The following is a 20,958-nucleotide window of genomic DNA, read 5'->3' on the forward strand; positions in this document are numbered from 1 at the left end:
GGTCTCGGTCACGATGGTGTCCTTTCGGTGCGGACGGCCGCGTCGACGGCCGTCTCGAGGTCGTGGAGGCGCTCGCCGAAGGCCACGAGCGATGCGTCGTCGTGGGGCTCGGCGAGCAGGATGCCGCGCACGGCGTCGGCGCGTGCGCGCAGGCGGATGGCCGCGGCGTCGGCGACCTGGGCGGGCGGCGCGGTGCGAGGCAGGCCGAGCCGCACGGCCATCCGGGCGGATGCCCCCGCGCGCAGCAGCCGGGCGGCGTGCGCGGCGTCGGATGCGCGCGCGTAGAGCCGCGCGCGCCCCTCGAGGGTCTCATTCGCGCGCACCGTGACCGGCAGATCCTCCGCGACGAGCGGGCCGAAGCGCCGGCCCCGCCAGATGCCGGCCGCGAGAGCGGCGAGTGCGGCGGCGACGATCGCGGGGGTGACCCACGTCGGCGTGAGCTCGCCGAGCGTCGCGGGGGCCGTGCTCGCGGCGTCGGCGATGCGGGGCAGGTACCAGACGAGCTCGTCGCGCGCCGCGAGGAGCCCGAGCGCGAGCGCCGCGTTCCCCTCGCGGTCGAGGTGCTCGTTGACGAGCAGGGACGCGCCGTCGACCGCGGACACCGTACGGCCGTCGCCCTCCTGCTGCAGGAGGGCGAACCCGCTGTCGGCGACCGGGTAGCAGGCGACGTCGGCGCCGCCGCGGTCGTACGCCTCTCCGGGCACGACATCGCCTGCGTTCACGGCGACCTCGAGCCCGCAGGACGGCGCGGCGGGCGTGCCGTCGCCGAAGGCCTGGAAGCCGGAGGAGGCGAACAGGATGCGGAGATCGCGCGAGGTCGGCGCGAGGAGCACGGTGTCGCCCGCCTGCGCCACGAGCCGCTCGACGTCGTCATCGGCGAGCGGGGCCGTCGAGCCGAGTGCGAGCCCTGTTCCGTCGTCGACCGCGTCGAGCGCCTCGTCGAGGCTCGACACGATGACGACGTCGACGCCCAGGCGCTCCTCGAGCAGCCGGGTGACGGCGAGCGCGCCGTCCGGGCCCGCGGACTCCGCGTCGAGCGCCGGCCGCTGCGACCATTCGCGACCCGCGACGAGCACGAGCACGAGGCCGAACACGACGAACCCGGCGACGAGGGCGATCCAGCCGAGGGCGCGCCGGCCGCGGCGCGCGGGTGCGGCTTCCGGCGCGCTCTCCCGGAGCTCGGTCATCCGAGAACCCCCTCGCGCAGACGCGCGGGGCGCGCGGCCGAGATCGCGTCGTCGAGCTGCGCGACGGCGGCGTACATCTCGGCGGTGCCCTCGCGGCGCAGGTAGCGCACGTCGTCGAACGCTGCGGCGGCCCGCGACAGCGCGTCCGCGTGAGCGGGGAACGGCGCCTTCGCGAGCACGGCGAAGCGCTGGGCCGTCGTGCCGGGGGGAGCATCGAGGAGGTCGCGTTCCTCGAGCGACCGTGCGAGCGCGCGGAACCGGTCGACGACGGCGCCGGTCCAGTCGCCCGCTTCGGCTCGGCGAGCCGCTGAGGCGCGGAGCTCCGCCGCCGTGCGGTGCTCGTCCTCGCCGAACAGCAGCGCCGAGCGCGACGGCGCGCGATGCGCGGAGCGGGGGCGACCCCAGATGAGGAAGGCGCACACGACGACGATCGCGATGACGCCGGTGACGACGATCGCGAGGAGCGGGTTCCATTCGGCGCCGAGCTCGGTGTCGAAGAGCCGCGCGAAGAAGTCGGCGATCGCCCCGGCGATGCGGTCGAGGAGAGTCGGCTGGGCGGCGTCGTAGACCGGGTCGCCGAGCTCGTCCTCGGCCCAGTCGCGGGCCTCGTCGCCGTCCGGCAGGGTCGCGAGGACGAGCCGGAGCGCGCCGGTCGCGAGCTGCGCGCCCGTCACGAGCCGTCCGCGGCGTCCGTCCGCCCCGCGTCGGGCGCCGAGCCGGTGTCGACGGGACGCGCGTACGGCGGGGCGGTCGGGCGCTCGGCCGATGCCGGGGCGCCGGACGCGTCGGGAGTGCGCTCCGACGGCGCCGGCTGTCCGGAGGTCGGCGCGTACTGGCCGTACTGCGGTGCCGGCTGACCGTACTGGGGTGTCGGCTGCCCGTACTGCGGTGCCGGCTGTCCGTACTGGGGTGCGTACTGCCCGTACTGCGGAGCCGGCTGCCCGTACTGCGGAGCCGGCTGCCCGTACGGCGGCTGCGCGCCGTAGGGCGCGGCGGGAGAGCCGTACGCGGGGCCCGCGTATGCGGGCCAGGGCGCCCGCACCGGCGCGACCGCGTCGGGGTCGAAGGCGTAGGGGTCGTCGAGGTCGGTGCGGCCGCTGTCTCGGCGCTCGACGTAGGACTGCATCCGCAGGTCGATGCCCTCGCGGCGCATGCGCGCGTCGATGTAGACGAGCGCCGACGACGTCGCCTGCACGACCACCGTCACCGACGAGATGACGAGCGTCACGATCTGGCTCGCGGCGATCGCGAGCACGAAGCCGATCCCGGCGGCCGCGTCGGGAGAGCCCGTCGGGGCGAAGATGCTCGACATCGCGGAGCCGAGGAAGGTGAACGGCATGCCCACGACGTACGAGGCGGTGTTCATGATCAGGCCGATGAGCACGATGATGCCGAACGTGGGCCAGAACCGGCCGCGCGTGAGCTGCCACGAGCGGCGGATGCCGCCGATCACCGTCGCGTGTTCGAGGATGATCGCGCTCGGCACGACGAAGAGCTTCGTGCCGAGCCACGCGTACAGCACGATGGCCGCCAGCGCGGCGAGCACCCCGTAGACCACGGCCATCCAGATCTCGACCGAGCCGAGCGCGAACCCGACCGCGATGAGGACGCCGACGGCGACGGAGACGGCGATCGTGACGAGGGCGTAGTACCCGATGAGACGCCACACGACCGGGCGCACCCGGCGCCAGATCGCGCCGAGCGTCGCGCGCTCGCCGAGCGCCGCGTGGGCGACCTCGCCCACGACGACCGCCTGGACGATGATGCCGAGGACGCTCATCACGAGCGCGACGCCGATCGTGGTGAGAACGGCGATGAGCGTCGAGCCGGCCGCGATGAGCCCGAAGTCGTCGGAGAACTCGTTCACGGTGTCGAGGCGCGACATCGCCGCGTACGTGACCCAGCCGATCACGACGACCCCGACGATCGACGCGGCCAGCTGCACGACCATCGCGAACCCCAGGAGCACGCGGGGGTTGCCGCGCAGGGCGGAGAAGGACCTGCCGAGGATCGTGCCGAACCCGAGCGGCTGGAGCGGGATGAGCCCGCCCCGCGGCGCCGGCGTCCACGACGGTTCTGCGGTCACGTCGATCCTCCCTCGACCTGCCTGCGAGCGGACGGCTGCCGCCCCCGCTCTCATCGTGTCACACGCGCAGGGCCCCGTGTCGCCGCCGCTCGGCGCGACCGTTCGTCTAGGCTGTCGAGGACGCCTCGCCCGCGCGAACGACGCGCGTCGGCGCGCAACCGGAGCAAAGGACCAGCCTCATGAGCGCCCGCATCCTCGTCGTCGACGACGACACGGCCCTCGCCGAGATGATCGGCATCGTCCTGCGCACGGAGGGCTTCGACACGGCCTTCTGCGCGGACGGAGCGCTCGCCGTCGACAGCTGGCGGCAGGAGCGCCCCGACCTCGTGCTGCTCGATCTCATGCTCCCCGGCAAGGACGGCATCGAGATCTGCTCCGAGATCCGGGGGGAGTCGGGCGTCCCGATCATCATGCTGACCGCCCGCTCCGACACCGCCGATGTCGTCGCGGGCCTGGAGGCGGGCGCCGACGACTACATCGTCAAGCCCTTCAATCCGAAGGAGCTCGTGGCGCGCATCCGCACGCGCCTGCGACCGGCCCCCGAGTCGTCGGGCGACGTCCTGCGCGCGGGCGACCTCACGATCGACGTCGCGGCGCACGAGGTGCGTCGGGGGCAGACCCCGATCTCGCTCACGCCCCTCGAGTTCGAGCTGCTCGTCGCCCTCGCCTCGAAGCCGCAGCAGGTCTTCTCGCGCGAGGCCCTCCTCGAGCAGGTCTGGGGATACCACTACAAGGCCGACACGCGCCTGGTGAACGTCCACGTGCAGCGCCTGCGCGCGAAGATCGAGATCGATCCGGACAACCCGAAGATCGTCATGACGGTGCGCGGCGTCGGCTATCGCGCCGGCGCGGCGATCTAGCGCGCATGTCGCAGGGGCCCGCGCGCATCACGCTCCGGCGCCCGTCGACCTGGGTGCCGGCCATCCGGGCGCAGTGGACGAGCTCGCTCCGCTTCCGCACGACCTTCATGACGGTGGCGGCGACCGCGCTCGCGATCGCCGTGACGTGCGTGTGGACGGCCCTGGCCATCCACAACAACCTCTTCTCCACGAGCAGGGACGAGGTGCTCGATCAGGCGCAGCGCGCGGTGCTCGCCGCGCAGGACGTCATCGACACGGCCGAGGTCGCCGCGGACGGCGCGGCCCTCCAGCAGGTGCTCTTCGACGCCCGCACCGCGTTCACGAGCCAGGGCGGCACGCCGTACTTCGCCTACTTCCGCATCGACGACGCGCCGTCGGCGATCGCGCCGCCCGACTTCGCCTTCCTCCTCGCCGACGGCGAGGAGGCCATCCTCAGCGAGGGGCTCCGCGAGCGCGTGCGCGCCTCCGACGAGAACCAGTGGTGGCAGTCCGTCGCCCTGCAGCTCGACGACGACGAGGAGCCGGTGCCCGGCATCGTCGTCGGCCAGCAGCTCCAGGTGCAGAACGCGGGCGCGTACGAGGTCTACCTCGCGTACAGCCTGCAGGAGGCGGACCGCACGCTCCGCTTCGTGCAGGGCACCCTGTGGGTCACGGGCATGGTGCTCGTCGTGCTCGTCGCGGCGATCTCGTGGTTCGTGCTGCGCACGGTCGCCCAGCCGCTCATCGAGGCGAGCCAGACGAGCGCGCGCTTCGCCGCCGGCTACTTCGACGTGCGGCTCCCCGTCCGCGGCAAGGACGAGCTCGCGGCTCTCGGCCGCTCGTTCAACGCCATGGCCGACAGCATCGAGGCGCAGATCACCGAGCTCGCCGAGCTCTCGCAGGTGCAGCAGCGGTTCGTGTCGGATGTCTCGCACGAGCTGCGCACGCCGCTCACGACCATCCGGCTCGCGTCCGAGATGATCAACGACCGTCGCGCCGAGTTCGACGAGGCGACGGCGCGCGCGGCCGAGCTGCTGCACGATCAGGTGGCGCGCTTCGAGCAGCTGCTCACGGATCTGCTCGAGATCAGCCGCTACGACGCCGGCTCGGTGCAGCTCGAGCTGGAGTCGACGAACCTCGCGCAGCTCGCCGAGGACGTGGCCGCCTCCATGCGGCAGGTGGCGGCGCAGCACGGCAGCGAGCTGCGCATCGTGGCGCCCGGCGGGTACTCGCCGGTCGACGTCGACCCGCGGCGCGTCCGCCGCGTGCTCCGCAACCTCATCGGCAACGCCATCGAGCACGGCGAGGGACGGCCGATCGTCATCACGATCGACAGCGACGCGAGGGCGGTCGCGATCGGCGTGCGCGACTACGGCCTCGGCATGTCGCCCGAGCAGGCGGCGCGCGTCTTCGACCGGTTCTGGCGCGCGGATCCGTCGCGCAAGCGCACGCTCGGGGGCACGGGCCTCGGCCTCGCGATCGCGCTCGGCGACGCGAAGCTCCACGGCGGCGCCCTCGAGCTGTGGTCGGAGCCGGGGCGCGGGTCGCATTTCGTGCTCACCGTCCCGCGTGTGCCGGGGCAGCCGGTCGAGCGCTCGCCGATCCCCGTCGAGCCCACCGAGAGCGTGACCGACGAGCTCGGGCTGACCCAGCCCATCCGCACCGATGACGAGGAGGACCCCGCATGACCCGCCTCCGCCGCGTGCTCGCCGCGCTCGTCCTCGTTCCCGCTCTCGCGCTCGCCGCGTGCTCGGGCCTGCCGATGAGCGGCCCGGTCTCGGTCGGCAACGCCCCCGGCGACGTCGTCGAGGACGTCACGGGCGGCAGCTACGATGCCGAGTCGCCGCGCCCCGGCGATTCGCCGCAGGAGATCGTCGACGGCTTCCTGCGCGCGTCGATCTCGCCCGAGCAGAGCTGGGCGACCGCGCGCGAGTACCTCTCCGACGATCTCGCCGACACCTGGAACCCGGTCGCGAGCGTCACGATCGACACGACAGACGACCGCGAGGTGAGCGAGGTCTCGGCATCGGAGGACGCCGCGAGCGTCTCGGCCGAGGTGCACGGAGAGGCCGTGGTCGACTCCGACGGGCGATACCGCCTCATCGCCGACGGCACGACCTCGCTGTCGTTCGAGCTCGCGCGCGACGCCGAGGGGGAGTGGCGGATCGTGTCGGCCCCCGACGGCATCGTGCTTGACCGCCTCTTCTTCCGCGAGCTGTACGCCGCGCACGACCTCGCCTACTTCGATGCGACGTGGCGGCACATCGTGCCCGACCGGCGGTGGTTCCTCACGCTCCAGCACGCGCCCACGCGCATCGTGCAGAAGCTCGTGGAGGGCGCGCCGAGCGACTGGCTGGCCCCCGGGGTCGAGACCGCCTTCGCCGACGACGTCCAGCTCGCGAGCGGGACGATCGAGGTCGACGCCGATCGCGTCGCCCACGTCGAGCTCACCGACGCCGCGGGAGCGGACGACGAGACGCTCAGCCGCATGCGCGCGCAGCTCGAGCAGAGCCTGGCGTCGACCGACGTGCGCGAGGTCGCGCTCACGGTCGAGGGCCAGGAGGTCGACGTGCCGGCGGCGCCGGTCGCGTCGACGCGGATCGACTCGCGCGCGCTCGTGCTCACGGACGACGGGTTCGGCTACCTGTCCGGCGGCGAGGTCGTCGCCGTCGACGGGATGTCGGAGGTCCTCTCGGACTTCCCCGAGGACATCGCGTCCGTGGCGATGTCGGCCGACCAGCAGATCGCGGCCGTGGGCCTCGCGGACGGGCGCGTCATGCGCGTCACGGCCGACGACCATCCGTCGGAGATCGACGCGGGCGGCAAGGCGATCGCACCCGCGCTCGACCCGCACGGATGGATCTGGACGGTGCGGCCGGGCGATCCGCGCTCGCTCACGGCCTGGAGCGCCGACCTCGAGCCGACCCCGATGACGCGCGGATGGACCGACGTCTCCCGCGTGACGGCGATCGACGTCTCGCGCGACGGCGCGCGGATCGCGGCCATCGTCGCGATCGGCGACGAGCAGTGGGTGATCGTGTCGGCGATCGAGCGCGACTTCGACGGCGCGCCGCTCTCGGTGGGCGCGCCGACGCGGATCGCGCAGCTGCGCATGCCGGGCATCGACCTCGCCTGGATCGACGACAGCACGGTCGGCATCGCTGCCGGCGGCACCGACAGCGCGCAGCTCATCCAGCAGCCCATCGGGGCGCCGGGGACGACCGCGACCGCGCCGCTCAACGTCGTCGCAGTGGGAACGGGGGATCAGGAATGGCCCGTGCGCCTGCTGACCTCGGAGGGGAGCCTGCTTCTCATGCGCGGCCGCAATCCCACCGAGTCGGCGAAGGGCGTCGAGGTGCTCGCGACGCAGCTCGGCCTGCCCGGCTGAGCCGACGCCGCGTGCACAGGCGCGCGGCGCCGGCGTGCCGCGCCGTCTGCCGACGGCGGCGTCCCTGCGGAGGCCGCGGCATGCGCAGGGTGTCCTCATGACGACGATGACCGATGGCCTGCGCGTCGCCCTGCGTGAGGCCGGCGCCCTGCTCCTGCCCGTCGACTGCGCGGGATGCGGGGCACCCGGCGCCGCCGTGTGCGACCGCTGCCGCGCGGCGCTCGGGCCGTGTCTCGTGCGCCGCACCCTCGACGACGACTTCGAGGTGATCAGCGGGCTGGCCTATCAGGGTGCCGCGGCGTCGTCCCTGCGCGCATTCAAGCAGCGCGGGCGCACCGACCTCGCCCGCGTCCTCGCGCCGGCGCTGCGGGCGGCGCTCGTGAGCTGCGCCGTCGCGAGCGGGCGCCTCGTCGACGCCGTGCCCATCCCGCCGTCGGCCGCCTCGTCGCGACGGCGCGGCTACCGCCCGGTCGAGCTGCTGCTGCACCACGCGGGGGTCGCCCCGCTGCGCGCGCTGCGCTGGGCGCGCCGCATCGACGACCAGCGAGCGCTCGACGTGGCCGAGCGCGGGCGCAACGTCGCGGCAGCGCTCGCCCTGCGCCGCCATGTCGAGGGGCGCGCGGTCGTCATCGTCGACGACGTCGTGACCACCGGGGCGACGCTCCGCGAGGCGCGTCGCGCGCTCGCCGAGGCCGGTGCTCTCGTGCTCGGCGCGGCCACGCTCGCGGCGACGCCGCGCGTTCTCCCGCCGCGAACACGACACGCGTGATCGTTTCGAGATAGTTCGTGACACCCGCCCGCGCCGGGGATACGGTGGGGGACACCAAGGCGACCGCAGGTCCGCCGCTCACACCGGTCGGACCGGATAGGGAGGCAGAGATGGACACGAACATCGTCGGCGTGGGGGTCAGCGTCTCAGAGCGATTCCGCACCGTGGTCGAGGAGAAGAGCGAGCGGATAGCGTCGCTCGCCCCGCGTGCCCAGCGTCTCGAAGTGAAGGTCACGCACCACGCGCATCGCGGGGGCCGTCTCGAGGAGGAGTCGGTCGAGCTCACGATCTTCTGGAACGGCCCGGTCATCCGGGCGGAGGCGCATGACGCCGACAAGTTCACGGCGCTCGACATGGCGATCGAGAAGCTCAGCGAGCAGATCCGCCGTGCGAAGGACAAGAAGGTCAGCGGGCGTCTGCACCCGCGCGCCGCGCGCTTCGCGAAGGAGAAGGGGGCGCTCGAGGGGCTCGATGTGCAGCCGGCGACCGTCGAGACGCTCCAGGCCGTCGCGACCGGCACCGTGCCGGTCGTCGAGCAGACCGAGGAGGACGAGGCCTACACGCCCGTCGTGATCCGGAGCAAGACCTTCGAGCCCGAGTGGATGACCGTCGAGGAGGCCGTCGACCGCATGGAGCTCGTCGGCCACGACTTCTTCCTCTTCATCAACGCGCGCACCGACCACCCGAGCGTCGTCTACCGGCGCCGCGGCTGGGACTACGGTGTCATCGCGCTGACGACGCAGGCCCCTCCCGTGGAGGACGTGCTCGCGTCGTGACGGCCTCGTGACAGGCGGATGGCCCGGATCCCAGGATCCGGGCCATCCGCCTGTCTGCGCGGGATCAGTCGAAGACGTCGCCGATGAGGCCGCCGAGCAGCACGCCGCCGAGCACCGGCCCGAGCAGGCCGCCGCCTCCGCCGCCGAAGCCCCCGCCGCGCGGCCCGCGTCGGCCGCCGCCCCACGAGCCCCAGTCGTCGTCATCGGGGCGCGACGAGTCGATGTCGCGCTGCGCGAGCTGGAGCGCCTCGTGCGCCAGCTGCGCCGCCCGGCGGGCGAGCTGCTGGGCCTGCTCGCGCGTGTCCTCGTCGGCGACGAGGGGATCGATGTCGATCCGCACGCGCTGCGCCTCGGCGTAGCGCGTGCGGGCGTCTGCGCCGATCCAGCCGCGGTGGCCGTTGATGAGGCTTCCCGCGACGGCGATCGCGCGGTCGGCGGCGTCGATGTCGTGGCGCACGTGCGCGATGGACGGCACGGGGCGCGCCGCGCGCTCGCGCGCCTTCGCGACGGCGGCGTCGAGCGCGGCGTTCGCGTCGGACAGCGAGGCGAGGTTGGAGAACGGGTCGGAGGGCGTGCCGGGGCCCGGCAGGGCGGCGAGCGCCGCCTCGAGGTCGGCGACCGCCCTGGTCACCTCGGGCGTCTGCGGAGCCTGCCGGGCCGCGACGATGTCGCCGCGGGAGTCGGCGACGACGTCGGCCAGGGTCGACTGCGCGCGCATCGCCTCGATCTCGAAGTCGTCGACGCCGTCGAGGATGCTCGTGGCACGGCGGACGGCCTCGGTGGCGGTCTCGAGGGCGAGGTTCGCCTCCTCACCGCGCCGCGCCTCGCGACGGCGCTCCGACACGTCGGCCGAGTGCAGGGCGAAGTCCAGCAGCTGCTCCGCCTCGTCGGCGTTCACCCGCACGCGCTGCAGCGCCTCGGGGCTGTAGTGACGCGCGAGGCGCTCGACGGTCGTGCGCGCCTGCGGGAGCCGGTCGCGGAGGCGCTCGACGTCGGCGCGGACCTGCTGCAGGATCTGCGGGGCCTGCCGGACGAGCGCGATGCGCGCCTGCAGGGCCGCCGTGCGCTCGTCGAGGACGTCCTCGGCCCAGTCGCAGAGCTGGATGATGCGCGCGTTGCGCGTGCGCAGCTCCTCCGGGGTGTCGGGGATCTCGTCGTGGTTGAGCTGGTGCAGGTGGAAGGCCTCGGCCATGTGCTCCTTGACGGCGGCCAGGCCGGTGCGCAGATCCTCGGTCGGTCCTTCGCCGAGCTCGGCGACGGCGAAGACCAGCTCGTCTCCGGTCGCCCGGATCCGCTCGTCCGCTGTCACCAGCGCGGTGCGGGCGCGCCGTGCGAGGTCGGCGTCGGCCGACTCCTGCTGCTCGCGCTCTTCCCGTCGGCGTCGACCCCACAAACCTGCCATGCTCTCGATCCTACGGCGCTTCCCGCGGCGCACGGGCGGTCGATCCGCGTGGGCGCAGGAGCGCGGTGGAGTCGAGGTGCGCGGCCGGGGCGGCGCCGTCGATGAGGTCGAACAGGCGTCGGGCGACGTGCGCGCCGAAGGCGACGACGTCGTGGCTGAGCGCCGTGAGCTGCGGGAACGTGTGCTCGCACAGGACCGAGTCGTCCCACGCGATGATCGACAGCTCGTCGGGCACCCGCACGCCGAGCTCCATCGCGACGGTGAGCCCGGCCACCGCCATGACGTCGTTGTCGAAGATGAGGGCGGTGGGGCGGTGCGGCGAGGTGAGCAGCGCGCGCGTCGCCCGTGCGCCGTCCTCGGGGGAGTAGTCGGTGTGGACGAGCGTCGGCTCGAGCCCCGCGCGCGTCATCTCGGCGACGAACGCGTCATCGCGGATGCTCGTGTGGGCGAGCGCGGCGAGGCCCGACACGCGGGCGATCCGCGTGTGGCCGTGCTCGCGCAGGTGGCCGACCGCCGACCGCATCGAGGTCGCGTCGTCGGTCCACACGGTCGTGAGCCCGCCCGAGACGGCCGGGTCTCCGACGACGACGGTGGGCAGCGCATTGCGCGCCTTCGAGAGGCCGATGCGGGGGTCGTCGAGCTCGAGGTCGGTGAGGATGATGCCGTCGACGCGGCCGCTGCTGTGCCACTTCGAGAGGGTCGCGTACGCGGCCTCGGGGGTGGGGACGACCTGCAGCAGGAGGCTGTACGAGCGCTCCGCGAGCTCGCTCTCGAGGCCCGCGAAGAACTTCATATAGAACGCCTCGACGCCGAGGTTGCGGGGATCGCGTGCGAGCACGAGCCCGAACGTCTCGGTGCGCGCCTCCGCGAGCGACCGGGCGCTGCTGGCGGGGGCCCATCCCATCTCGTCGGCGACCCGCAGCACGCGCGCACGGGTCTCCTCCGAGACGCCCTTGCGGCCGTTGAGGGCGAACGACACGGCCCCGATCGACACCCCGGCGCGCGCCGCGATGTCGCTGATCGTCACCCGCCCCGTGCGCCGTCGTGTCCCCGCCACACGAGAACCCTATGCCACGCCTGCGCGGGCCGGCTCAGCGTCGCACGACCGCGACCGAGGCGGCGAGCGGATGGCCGGGGCCCACGCCCGAGAGCAGGCTCGCGCCGTCGAGGCCCGAGCCGCGCGCGGTCACGATGCGCGCACGGGGAGCGCGCCCGCCGAGCGCGGCCGAGAAGGCATCGGCGATCGGAGCCGAGCCGAAGACGCCGCCGATCGGGGCCACGGGAGCGTCCGCGCCCTCGAGCCCCGCTCGGCGGAGGCCGGCGACGACACTGAGCGCGAGCTGCTCGCCGGCGCGCCGCGAGATGTCGAGCGCGACCGGATCGCGGTCGGCCGCACGGCGCGCGACCGCGCGCGCGAACGATGCGACCCTGCTCACGCGGGACGGGTCGGACTGGAGCAGGATGTAGGCCGTCTCGAGGTCGCGCCACACGGTGCGCACGTCGTCGCTCAGCAGGGTCGCCGGTCCGCGGCCGTCATGCGCGCGCATGACCGCGTCGAGCGCCTCCCTGCCGATCCAGTAGCCGCTGCCCGCGTCGCCCATGATGTGCCCCCAGCCGTCGACGCGGCACGAGCTCTCGGGGCCAACGGCGAGCGTGACGACGCCGGTCCCCGCGGCGACGACCGCTCCGTGCACATCGCCGAGGGCCCCGAGGTACGACGTGATGGAGTCGTGGGCGAGCCGCACCTCGCGCACGCCGGCATCGGCGAGGAGCGCGTGCAGAGCGGCCGCATCGGCGCCGCCGTCGACGAGGCCCGAGGCCCCGACGACGACGGCGTCGACCTCGGTCTCGCCCTCGTCGATCGCTCGCCGCGCGGCCGCGGCGAGCTGCACGGGCAAGGGCTCGTGCGTGCGGAGCCCGGGGGACTCTCGCACGACGCCTCCGGCCACGCGGGCGCGCACGCCGGTCTGGCCGGCGTCGATCGACAGGACGGTCATCTCTCTCCTCCCGGCGCGCGGCCGCGCTCCGCGTACGCGTCGCGCAGCCATCCGCCCGCGGGCTTGGCGTAGGGGCAGTAGTCGTCGTTGCGCGCCGCCTCGTCGGGGGCGTACAGCTGGGCGGGCCAGTCCCACAGCATGAAGCCGCGCACCCAGTCGCGCGCATCGCACGCGGCGAACATCGTCCGGTAGTAGCGCAGCTGCTCCTCGCCCGAGGGCGCGCCCGCGAGGCTCCAGTCGTTCGGGAGCGCGGCCGACCCCTCGCGCGACGGGCATCCGGCCTCCAGGAACAGGAACGGCTTGCCGTGGGCGGCGACGACGGGCTCGATCCGATCGAGCTGCGCCTCCCACGCATCCTCGGGGTAGTAGCCGCTGGAGCTGATGACGTCGACCGCGTCCCACCAGGTGACGCGGTCCTCCTGGTACTTGTCGCAGTTGTAGGTGACGAGACCGCGGTACTCCGCGCGGACATCCGCGATGAGCGCCCGCCACTCGGCCTCGCGCGCGTCGGCGCGCACCATCTCGCAGCCGATGCAGAGCATCTCGCAGCCCTCGCGCTCCGCGATGCGCGCGGCGTGCAGGATGAATGCGCGGTACGACGCGAACCACTGCGTCCAGCTCGGCTCGCCCGGCACGTCCCAGTCGAAGAAGCCGATGTGCGCGCGCCAGGTTCCGTCGGCGACGTTCACGACGGGCTTGAGGCAGACCCTGAGCCCGAGCGCCTTCGCCTCGCGGATGGCCCAGACGATCTCGTCGTCGGTCACGGTGGGCTCGTCCTGGAAGCGGATGTCGGTGCTGATCGCCGTGTCCTGCAGCGCGCCGTAGGCGAGCGCCGTCCAGGTCACGGAGTGGTCGGCCATCCGCCGCATCGAGTCGGCCGCGGCGGGGGTGGCCCACGTGCCGCGCACGCCGGTCCACCCCCACGTCATGCCGCAGACGTATCCGTCGTCGAGGGTCATCGCGCGACCAGCTCGTTGGCCGTGCGGATGACCCGCTCCGAGAGGAGGGCGGGCAGATCGATCGGCTCCGGATGCCGCACGCGGAAGACGGCCGTCTCGCCGGGCAGCAGGGTGAACAGCCCATCCTCCGTGACGGCGTCGGGATGCGCCTTGTCGACGAGCAGGGACAGGTCGCGCACGAGGTTCCGCGCGGTGATCTCGATCTCGGTGCCGCCGTCCACGGGGCGCACCTCGAAGTCGAGGACGGCCGGAGCGAGGCGCGAGTCGCGCGGCTCGGCGAAGAACCACAGGCCCCGCACGTCGCCCGCCGTCGCGACGACGAGCTCGGCCGCCGCGTCATCCGGCGTCGCGAGCTCCGGGCGAAGGGGGAGCGTCGTCGTTCCGCGCGGCGGGATCGAGAAGGGCTGCGCGTCCTCCGCGATGGCCGTCCCGTCGAAGCCGCGCCGGGCCGTCGTGAGCGTGCCCTCCCACGTCTCTCCCGTGTCGTTCGAGAGGACGACAGCGAGCTCGTCGCCTCGCGGCTGGATGGTGACGATCCGCGGCGCGAAGGCCTGCTTGAGGGCGTGCCACAGCGGCTTCAGCCGCTCGGCGCCGTCGATCGCCGCCCAGCTCGTGACCGGCCAGCAGTCGTTGAGCTGCCAGACGATCGCGCCCATCGTGAGCGGGGCCCAGGACCGGAAGTGCTCGAGAGCCGTCCGGACGGCCAGCGCCTGGTTGAGCTGCATCGCCCAGTGCCAGCCCTCCATGTCGCGCGGCATGCGGAAGTGGGGGAGGAGCCCGTTCGTGAGCTTCGTGTTCCCCTCCATCGCCTTCTGGTGGACGATCATCCCCGGCGACTCCGGAGTGAGCGGATCGTCGGACACGGCGTCGCGCAGCGTGGTCCACGTCGCCGGGCCCTGCCATCCGAACTCGGCGACGAAGCGCGGCCGGTGGTCGCGGTAGGTGAGCCAGTCCTGGCGGTTCCACTGCTCCCAGAGGTGCACGGATCCGTGGGCGTCGTCGCTCGGGCCCTCGCCGTTCGGGCTGAACGGGCTGCCCGGAGCGTAGGGGATGTGCGGCGCGAGCTCGGCGACGAGCGACGGGAAGAGCTCGAAGTAGTAGTGCGCACCCCACGTCGCACCGTCGAGGGCCGTCTGCCATCCCCACTCCGCGAAGCCCATGAGGTTCTCGTTGCTGCCGCACAGGAGCACGAGCGAGGGGTGAGCGGACAGCCGCACGATCTGATCGCGCGCCTCGGCCTCGATCTCGCCACGCAGCGGCTCCTCCTCGGGGTAGGCCGCGCACGCGAGCAGGAAGTCCTGCCAGGTGAGGAGCCCCAGCTCGTCGCAGAGGCGGAAGAGGTCGTCCGACTCGTAGATGCCGCCGCCCCAGATGCGGATGAGATTGATGCCGGCGGCCTGCGCCTGACGGAGCCGACGCTCGTAGCGTGCGGCGTCGACGCGCGTGACGAGCGCGTCGTCGGGGATCCAGTTCACGCCCTTGACGAACACCGGCACGTCGTTGACGTGCAGCGCGAACGGCGTGCCGTCGGCATCGGGGGTCGTGTCCCAGCGCGCCGAGCGGAAGCCGACCCGACGGGTCGCCTCGTCGAGCGGTTCGTCCTCGGCCGACAGTGCGAGCCGCACGTCGTACAGCGGCTGCTCGCCATAGCCGGCAGGCCACCAGAGCGCGGCGCCCGGGACCGCGACCTCGATGTGCGCGGCGTCCGTCCCCGTGGCGAGCTCCGCCTCGGCCGTGCGGCCGTCGATCTCGACCGCGAGACGCAGCGCGCGATCGGCGTCCGCGCGCTCGACGCGCACATCTGCGCGCAGCACGCCGCCCTCCGGGGTCGGCGCGGCGTCCACGCGCACCTCGGCGATGCGCGCGATGGACCAGGACTCGAGCCGCACGGGCCGCCAGATGCCGCTCGTCGCGGTCGCGATGCCCCAGTCCCAGCCGAAGCTCGCGGCGGATTTCCGGATGGCCTCGTACGGCAGCGGGTACGGGCGCGGTCGGGCGCCGTACTCCATGCTGCGGGCGCCCGCGTACTTCACCGGCGAGGAGAACGCCACGACGAGCACGTTGTCACCCTCGACGAGCGCGGCCCGCGCGTCGACGCGGTAGGTGCGGTGCTGGTTCGCGGACTCGAGCACGACGCGCCCGTTCAGGGTCACGGTCGCGACCGTGTCGAGACCGTCGAAGACGAGATCGTGCCGCTCATGGCCATCCGCCGACCACGTGAACGTCGTCTCGTACGTCCAGTCGGTCAGCCCGATCCACCGCTGGGCGGCCTCGTTGTCGTCGAGGTACGGGTCGTCGATGAGGCCGGCCGCGAGCAGATCGGTGTGGATGCACCCGGGCACCGTCGCGGGGATGGTCGCGCCCGCGACCGACTCCGGGACCGGGCCGGCCACGGCGCGCGCGCTCCAGCCTTCGTGCAGGTCGCGGCGGATGACGGCGGGGGCGAGGGCGAGGATGTCGGTCACTTGACGGCTCCTGAGGTGAGGCCCCGGTAGATCCACTTCTGCAGGAACAGGAACGCGACCAGGGTGGGGATGATGACGAGGATCGAGCCGGCGGCGATGAGCTCCCACTGCGCGCCGAACGGCCCCTTGAAGCGGAACAGCGACGTCGAGATGAGCCCCTCGGACGGCAGGTAGAGGAACGGCATGTAGAACTCGTTGTAGACCGCGATGCCCTTGATGATGACGACGGTCGCGATCGCGGGGCGCAGCAGCGGCAGGATGACGCGCCAGTAGATCGTCCACCGGCTCGCGCCGTCGATCATGGCCGCCTCGTCGAGGGAGACGGGGATCGACGACATGAACTGGATGAACAGGTAGATGGCGATGATGTCGGTGCCCATGAAGAGCAGGATCAGCGCGATCTTGGTGTCGTAGAGGCCCATGCCGTTGATGAGCTGGAAGGTCGCCACCTGCGTCGTCACGCCGGGGATGAGCGTCGCGACGAGGAAGAGCCCGAAGATGAGCTTCTTCCCGCGGAAGGCGAAGCGATCGAGCGCGTACGCGCACATCGTGCCCAGGATGATGGTGCCCACGAGCGACACGCCGAGGACGATGAGGGTGTTGACGAATCCCTCGAGCATCCGGCCGCTCTCGAACGCCGTCGCGAAGTTCTCGAGATTGAGCCAGTTGGCCGGAGGGTCGAACGGGCCGGTCTGCAGGTACTCCTGCTCGGTCTTGAGCGCGGCGATGAGCACGACCGACAGCGGGAGCAGCGTGAGGACCGCGCCGATGATCAGGCTGACGTACTTGGCCGTCGTGGCGCTCATGCTGCGCAGCCGCATGAGCGGGGTGCGCGCGGATGCGATCGCGGTCATGTCAGGTCCACCTTCTCGTCAGGGAACACCAGGCGCTGGATCCACGTCACCAGCAGGACGATCGCGAGCAGCACGACCGCCATGGCGGACGCGAGCCCGACGTTGCGGAAGCTGAACGCGGTCGAGAGGGTCTCGATCACGAAGGTGCTCGATCCGTTGGCGCCGCCGGTCATGACGAACGGGACCTCGAAGACGCTCAGGCTGCCGGAGATGGCGAGGATGAACGAGAGGCCGATGATGCGGCGGATGCCGGGGAAGATGATCGCCCAGAACTGCTGCCAGCGGCTCGCCCCGTCGAGCTCGGCGGCCTCGTACAGGTCGCCGGGGATCGACTGGATCGCGCCGAGGAACAGGACGAAGTTGAGACCGGTGTACCGCCACACCGACGTCGCGGCGAGCGAGTAGTTCACGACCTCCGGGTCGCCGAGCCACTGCGGAGGCTCTGCCACGCCGAACCAGGAGAGCACCGTGTCGAGCGTGCCGCCCGGCTGGAAGAGGTACAGGAAGACGAAGCCGATCGCGACGCCGTTGATGAGGTACGGGAAGAACAGGACGCCGCGGAAGAAGTTCGAGAACCTCGTCGAGAAGCTCAGGAGGGTGGCGAAGTAGAGCGCGATCGCCATCTGCGCGAAGGACGCGGCGAAGTAGTAGAGGCTCACGCCGAACACGCTGAAGATGCGCGGGTTCGTGAAGACCTCGACGTAGTTCTCGAGCCCGACGAAGTTCTTCTCGAGGTCGAGGCCGTCCCAGTCCGTGACGCTGTAGTACAGCAGGTTGAGGGCGGGCCAGTAGCTGAAGAGGAGCAGCAGGCCCACCGCTCCCGAGAGGAAGAACCAGGGGGTCAGTCGCTGCAGAGCGGTCCGGCTCGTCGGCGCCCCGCGCCCGGGGGCGCCGGGGTCGCGGCGCGAGCCGCGCCCCCGGCGCTCGGGCGAGGGCACGATGACGGCGGCGCGCGTGGCGGCGGATGCGCCGGCGGGAGCCGAGGTCGTCATGGTGTCTCCGTCTCGTGAGGGGGCTTACTCGCCGACCCGGGCCTGGGCGTCGCTCCAGGTCGCGTTCAGCTCGGCGAAGTAGGTGTCCTTGTCGCCGTCGGCGGCGCCGCGGGCGATGTCGACGAGCTTCTGCCGGTACAGCGGGCCCCACAGGTCGATCTGCGCCGTGTCCGAGATCTCACGGAGGAGGTTCTCCTTGCCCTCGGGCGCGGGGTTCGTCTCGAGGAGCTCGACGCCGGCGGACTCGAGCTCGGCGAGGTAGTCGGGCGCGGGCTTGTCGATGACGGTCGAGATCATGTTCTGCGTCTCGGTGAAGCCCGAGTCCTCGATGAGCCACTGGATGAAGGCCCAGGCTGCGGCCTTGTGCTCGGAGTGGCGGCTCACGCCGAGGTTGTAGTCGCCGCCGATCGTGGCGTACTGCTGGCCGTCGACGTTCGCGGGGAAGGCCATGAAGCCGACGTCCTCGGGGGAGGCGCCGTTCTCCTCGGCCGCGGCCTGCATCTGCGACACGGCCCAGGAGCCGAGCGCCATCGTGGCGATCCGGCCCGTCGCGAAGTCGACCTTCGACTTCTCCCAGTTCGTCGTGAGGGGGTCGTCCTCGGTGAGGCCCGCCGCGACGGTCTCGTAGAGCAGCGAGTCGATCGCGTAGACGTCGGTCCCCTCGGTCCACGGCTCGGGGTCCTCGGCGAGCGTGATGCCCGCGTCGGGGTCGTTCGTGATCGCGCCGAGGTTGCTGAAGGCCTGCGACAGCGGCCATCCGTCCTTGTAGTTCGTGTAGTACGGGATGGCGTCGGTGTTCTCGTCGACGAGGCGGAGCGCCTCGAGCCACTCGTCCTCGGTCGTCGGCAGCGTCTCGACGCCCGCCTCCTCGAACACCCGCTTGTTGTAGAGGATGCCGTTGGCGTTGCCGCCGATCGCGAGGCCGTACTGCGTGCCCTCGTAGGTGTGCGTCGTGAGGAAGCGGTACGTGTCGGCGAGCTCCTCGGTCTCGCCGAGCGGCTCGAGGAACTGCTCGTACTGGCTCGGCAGCATCGACGGGATGCCGATGACGTCGCCGTAGTTCGTCGTGCTGAGGCGCGTCTTCATCTCGCCCTCGTAGTCGGTGATGCCCTCGAACGTCACGGTCACGTCCGGGTGGAGCTTCTGGAACTCCTCCGCGTACTTCTCGAACGTGCCGTCCTCGACGAGGTCGGTGCGCCAGGTGACGACCTTGATCTCGCCCGAGGGCTCGCCGTCGATGGTGTTGTCGGCGTCGTTCGCCGCGCCTCCGCCGCACGCGGTCAACAGCAGCGCACCGCCGGCGAGCATCGCGGCGCCTGCCCATGCCTTCTTTGCCATGTTCCTTCTCCTCGTGTTCGAGGCACTCATCGGGGAGCACGCGCCTTCGCGCTCTCCGGGTGCTGATGAGCGAGCGTACGGGAGAATCGGCGCGATGTAAAGCGCTTTAGTAATGACAGGTGCTGGGGGTGCGCGGGAGGGGTCGATTCGCGGGCCGGCTCGCGTCGCGGTTCGCCGCGAACCGCGACAGCAGTCGAGCGTCAGACGGCGGCGACGGGGCGCGCGGGGCGGCCGCGCTTGGGGCGCTCGGTCGAGAGGTCGAGCGCGAGCGCGTGGTCGGGATGCGCGGCGAGACGCTCCTCGGCGTGCGCGAGCCAGCGGGCATCGGCCTCCGCGGAGAAGAGGAGCGCGTCGGAGATGAGCGACCACGCGACCCGCTCGGGGCCCTCCTGCTCCGCGCCGGGGTACACGGCGGCGCGCAGGCCCTCGATCCGGGCGTCGACGGCCTCGCGCTCGGCGCGGAGCACGGCGCCCGCGTCGACGCCCGGGAGGGTCGCGGCGAGGGCGAGCTTGACCGCGAGCGCGTCGCGATCGGATGGATCCACGGGGGTCTCCAGCCACAGGCGCGCCGCGTCGCGGCCGGCGGGCGTGATGCTCCAGTAGACGTGCCCCTGCGCGTCGGGTTCGCCGCGCTCGACGAGCCCGTCGCGCTCGAGGCGCTCGAGCGTGTTGTAGATCTGCCCGACGTTGAGGGTGCGCGTTCCCCCCGTGCGGCGCGCGAACTCGGTGCGCAGCTGGTATCCGTAGCAGGGGCCCTGATCCAGGATCGCCAGCAGTCCGTGTCGCACCGACATCCGCACCTCCGGTCCGCGCGGCGAAAAGGGATGCCGCGTATGCAGATACGAGCGTACCGATCGGATGGCGGATCGCAGAGATTCCCGGACATCGCCTTGTGTCGCGCTGAGAGTGCGAGGCGCCTCGCTACCATCGCGAACATGGCCGGACCGTCGATGACGCCACGGAGATCCGAGTACGCGCGCCCGAGCCACGTGCTCGTCCATCTGAGCGACACGCATCTGAGAGCCGAGGGCGGCGTCTTCGGGATCGACGCCGCCGAGCACGTGAGCCGCATGCTCGCGGAGATCGAGCAGTCCGGGGCGCGCCCCGACGCGCTGGTCTTCACCGGCGACCTCGCCGATCTCGGCGAGCGCGACGCCTACCGGCAGCTCCGCGACGCCGTCGCGCCCGCCGCGGAGCGCCTCGGGGCGCGCGTGATCTGGGTCATGGGCAACCACGACGCCCGCGGCCCGTTCCGACGCGAGCTCCTCGGCGAGGCGGGCGACGCACCGGTCGACGCGGTCCACGATCTCGACGGGCTACGCGTCATCGTGCTCGACACGTCGGTGCCCGGAGCGCACCACGGCGAGGTGTCGGCGGAGCAGCTCGAGTGGCTGTCGCTCGAGCTCGCCCTGCCCGCGCCGCGCGGGACCATCCTCGCGATGCACCACCCGCCCATCCCGTGCGTCCTCGATCTCGCGACGCTCGTCGAGTTGCGCGATCAGCAGGCGCTCGCCGAGGTGCTGCGGGGGAGCGACGTCCGGGCCATCCTCGCGGGCCACGTGCACTTCTCGTCGACGGCGACGTTCGCCGGGATCCCGGTGTCGGTCGCGTCGTCGTCGTGCTACACGCAGGACCTGCGCATCGCCGACGGCGGCATGCAGCCGCGCGACGGCGCGCAGTCGTACAACCTCGTGCACGTCTACGACGAGACGATCGTCCACTCGGTGGTGCCGTTCTCGGACGCGCCGCCCGCCGAGATCACCTCGGCCGAGGAGACCGCGCACCGGCTCGAGCGCGCGGGCGTGGTCATCCCGCCCGCGAGCCCGTCCCGCACGGTCGCATCCGCGGCGCCGGTCGCCGAGCAGGTCGCGCCGCCGACGGAGCCGCTGCCGCTCGTGGGGTGACG

The 20,958-nt window shown here is 72.5% G+C and carries 18 protein-coding genes; 6 read left to right on the forward strand and 12 right to left on the reverse strand.

The window, feature by feature from the left end:
• Positions 1–8: 8 nt before the first annotated feature.
• From ACWXWW_RS11745 to ACWXWW_RS11755, 3 genes are read right to left on the reverse strand one after another with little or no spacing between them, the layout of a single operon-like run.
• Positions 9–1,187: a DUF4350 domain-containing protein gene (locus tag ACWXWW_RS11745; protein WP_455970027.1), complete on the reverse strand. Its 1,179-nt coding sequence runs from the start codon at positions 1,185–1,187 to the stop codon at positions 9–11.
• Positions 1,184–1,861: a DUF4129 domain-containing protein gene (locus tag ACWXWW_RS11750; RefSeq protein ID WP_455970028.1), complete on the reverse strand. Its 678-nt coding sequence runs from the start codon at positions 1,859–1,861 to the stop codon at positions 1,184–1,186. The genes ACWXWW_RS11745 and ACWXWW_RS11750 overlap by 4 nt, the downstream gene beginning before the upstream one ends.
• Positions 1,858–3,273, reverse strand: a complete 1,416-nt coding sequence (locus ACWXWW_RS11755) for a glycerophosphoryl diester phosphodiesterase membrane domain-containing protein (RefSeq protein ID WP_455970029.1) — start codon at positions 3,271–3,273, stop codon at positions 1,858–1,860. Before ACWXWW_RS11755 ends, ACWXWW_RS11750 begins: the two co-directional genes overlap by 4 nt.
• Positions 3,274–3,452: 179 nt before the next feature.
• Here ACWXWW_RS11755 and mtrA point away from each other — a divergent pair, with 179 nt between their 5' ends.
• From mtrA to hpf, 5 genes are all read left to right on the forward strand, one after another.
• On the forward strand, positions 3,453–4,133 hold the full coding sequence (gene mtrA / locus ACWXWW_RS11760; RefSeq protein ID WP_271172814.1) for an MtrAB system response regulator MtrA: 681 nt from the start codon (positions 3,453–3,455) through the stop codon (positions 4,131–4,133).
• 5 nt (positions 4,134–4,138) lie between these two features.
• On the forward strand, positions 4,139–5,800 hold the full coding sequence (gene mtrB, locus ACWXWW_RS11765; RefSeq protein ID WP_421074349.1) for an MtrAB system histidine kinase MtrB: 1,662 nt from the start codon (positions 4,139–4,141) through the stop codon (positions 5,798–5,800).
• Positions 5,797–7,500 (forward strand): LpqB family beta-propeller domain-containing protein, encoded by a 1,704-nt coding sequence (locus ACWXWW_RS11770; RefSeq protein ID WP_455970030.1) that lies wholly within the window; start codon positions 5,797–5,799, stop codon positions 7,498–7,500. The genes mtrB and ACWXWW_RS11770 overlap by 4 nt, the downstream gene beginning before the upstream one ends.
• Positions 7,501–7,597: 97 nt before the next feature.
• Positions 7,598–8,269 (forward strand): ComF family protein, encoded by a 672-nt coding sequence (locus tag ACWXWW_RS11775; protein WP_455970031.1) that lies wholly within the window; start codon positions 7,598–7,600, stop codon positions 8,267–8,269.
• 110 nt (positions 8,270–8,379) lie between these two features.
• The gene (gene hpf, locus ACWXWW_RS11780; protein WP_271172810.1) at positions 8,380–9,045 is read left to right on the forward strand and encodes a ribosome hibernation-promoting factor, HPF/YfiA family; all 666 of its coding nucleotides are present in this window, start codon (positions 8,380–8,382) and stop codon (positions 9,043–9,045) included.
• 64 nt (positions 9,046–9,109) lie between these two features.
• On the opposite strand, the gene ACWXWW_RS11785 is transcribed toward hpf, so the two are convergent.
• The 9 genes from ACWXWW_RS11785 to ACWXWW_RS11825 all read right to left on the reverse strand — a co-directional run bounded on the left by ACWXWW_RS11785 (position 9,110) and on the right by ACWXWW_RS11825 (position 19,846).
• Positions 9,110–10,447: a hypothetical protein gene (locus ACWXWW_RS11785; protein ID WP_455970032.1), complete on the reverse strand. Its 1,338-nt coding sequence runs from the start codon at positions 10,445–10,447 to the stop codon at positions 9,110–9,112.
• 10 nt (positions 10,448–10,457) lie between these two features.
• Entirely contained in the window at positions 10,458–11,504 is a 1,047-nt protein-coding gene (locus ACWXWW_RS11790) for a LacI family DNA-binding transcriptional regulator (RefSeq protein WP_455970033.1), read from the reverse strand.
• 34 nt (positions 11,505–11,538) lie between these two features.
• On the reverse strand, positions 11,539–12,444 hold the full coding sequence (locus ACWXWW_RS11795; RefSeq protein WP_455970034.1) for an N-acetylglucosamine kinase: 906 nt from the start codon (positions 12,442–12,444) through the stop codon (positions 11,539–11,541).
• Entirely contained in the window at positions 12,441–13,403 is a 963-nt protein-coding gene (locus ACWXWW_RS11800; protein ID WP_455970035.1) for a glycoside hydrolase family 113, read from the reverse strand. Before ACWXWW_RS11800 ends, ACWXWW_RS11795 begins: the two co-directional genes overlap by 4 nt.
• A complete protein-coding gene (locus ACWXWW_RS11805) occupies positions 13,400–15,868 on the reverse strand; it encodes a glycosyl hydrolase 2 galactose-binding domain-containing protein (RefSeq protein WP_455970036.1) in 2,469 nt (822 codons plus the stop codon). Before ACWXWW_RS11805 ends, ACWXWW_RS11800 begins: the two co-directional genes overlap by 4 nt.
• Entirely contained in the window at positions 15,865–16,722 is an 858-nt protein-coding gene (locus ACWXWW_RS11810) for a carbohydrate ABC transporter permease (RefSeq protein WP_282978652.1), read from the reverse strand. The genes ACWXWW_RS11805 and ACWXWW_RS11810 overlap by 4 nt, the downstream gene beginning before the upstream one ends.
• On the reverse strand, positions 16,719–17,714 hold the full coding sequence (locus tag ACWXWW_RS11815; protein ID WP_271172803.1) for a carbohydrate ABC transporter permease: 996 nt from the start codon (positions 17,712–17,714) through the stop codon (positions 16,719–16,721). Before ACWXWW_RS11815 ends, ACWXWW_RS11810 begins: the two co-directional genes overlap by 4 nt.
• Positions 17,715–17,738: 24 nt before the next feature.
• The gene (locus tag ACWXWW_RS11820) at positions 17,739–19,052 is read right to left on the reverse strand and encodes an ABC transporter substrate-binding protein (protein ID WP_455970037.1); all 1,314 of its coding nucleotides are present in this window, start codon (positions 19,050–19,052) and stop codon (positions 17,739–17,741) included.
• 200 nt (positions 19,053–19,252) lie between these two features.
• Positions 19,253–19,846: a PadR family transcriptional regulator gene (locus ACWXWW_RS11825; protein ID WP_455970038.1), complete on the reverse strand. Its 594-nt coding sequence runs from the start codon at positions 19,844–19,846 to the stop codon at positions 19,253–19,255.
• A 141-nt stretch (positions 19,847–19,987) separates the two neighbouring features.
• Between ACWXWW_RS11825 and ACWXWW_RS11830 the strand changes: the two genes are divergently transcribed.
• A complete protein-coding gene (locus ACWXWW_RS11830) occupies positions 19,988–20,956 on the forward strand; it encodes a phosphodiesterase (protein WP_455970039.1) in 969 nt (322 codons plus the stop codon).
• Positions 20,957–20,958 lie beyond the last annotated feature (2 nt).

It is taken from the genome of Microbacterium sp. KNMS, from assembly GCF_053851835.1.

Coding starts and splice junctions, on each gene's coding strand:
- ACWXWW_RS11775 (WP_455970031.1), top strand. CDS start 7,598: ATGACGACGATGACCGATGGCCTGCGCGTCGCCCTGCGTGAGGCCGGC.
- mtrB (WP_421074349.1), top strand. CDS start 4,139: ATGTCGCAGGGGCCCGCGCGCATCACGCTCCGGCGCCCGTCGACCTGG.
- ACWXWW_RS11795 (WP_455970034.1), bottom strand. CDS start 12,444: ATGACCGTCCTGTCGATCGACGCCGGCCAGACCGGCGTGCGCGCCCGC.
- hpf (WP_271172810.1), top strand. CDS start 8,380: ATGGACACGAACATCGTCGGCGTGGGGGTCAGCGTCTCAGAGCGATTC.
- ACWXWW_RS11810 (WP_282978652.1), bottom strand. CDS start 16,722: ATGACCGCGATCGCATCCGCGCGCACCCCGCTCATGCGGCTGCGCAGC.
- ACWXWW_RS11785 (WP_455970032.1), bottom strand. CDS start 10,447: ATGGCAGGTTTGTGGGGTCGACGCCGACGGGAAGAGCGCGAGCAGCAG.
- ACWXWW_RS11820 (WP_455970037.1), bottom strand. CDS start 19,052: ATGGCAAAGAAGGCATGGGCAGGCGCCGCGATGCTCGCCGGCGGTGCG.
- ACWXWW_RS11815 (WP_271172803.1), bottom strand. CDS start 17,714: ATGACGACCTCGGCTCCCGCCGGCGCATCCGCCGCCACGCGCGCCGCC.
- ACWXWW_RS11830 (WP_455970039.1), top strand. CDS start 19,988: ATGGCCGGACCGTCGATGACGCCACGGAGATCCGAGTACGCGCGCCCG.
- ACWXWW_RS11800 (WP_455970035.1), bottom strand. CDS start 13,403: ATGACCCTCGACGACGGATACGTCTGCGGCATGACGTGGGGGTGGACC.
- ACWXWW_RS11745 (WP_455970027.1), bottom strand. CDS start 1,187: ATGACCGAGCTCCGGGAGAGCGCGCCGGAAGCCGCACCCGCGCGCCGC.
- mtrA (WP_271172814.1), top strand. CDS start 3,453: ATGAGCGCCCGCATCCTCGTCGTCGACGACGACACGGCCCTCGCCGAG.
- ACWXWW_RS11770 (WP_455970030.1), top strand. CDS start 5,797: ATGACCCGCCTCCGCCGCGTGCTCGCCGCGCTCGTCCTCGTTCCCGCT.
- ACWXWW_RS11825 (WP_455970038.1), bottom strand. CDS start 19,846: ATGTCGGTGCGACACGGACTGCTGGCGATCCTGGATCAGGGCCCCTGC.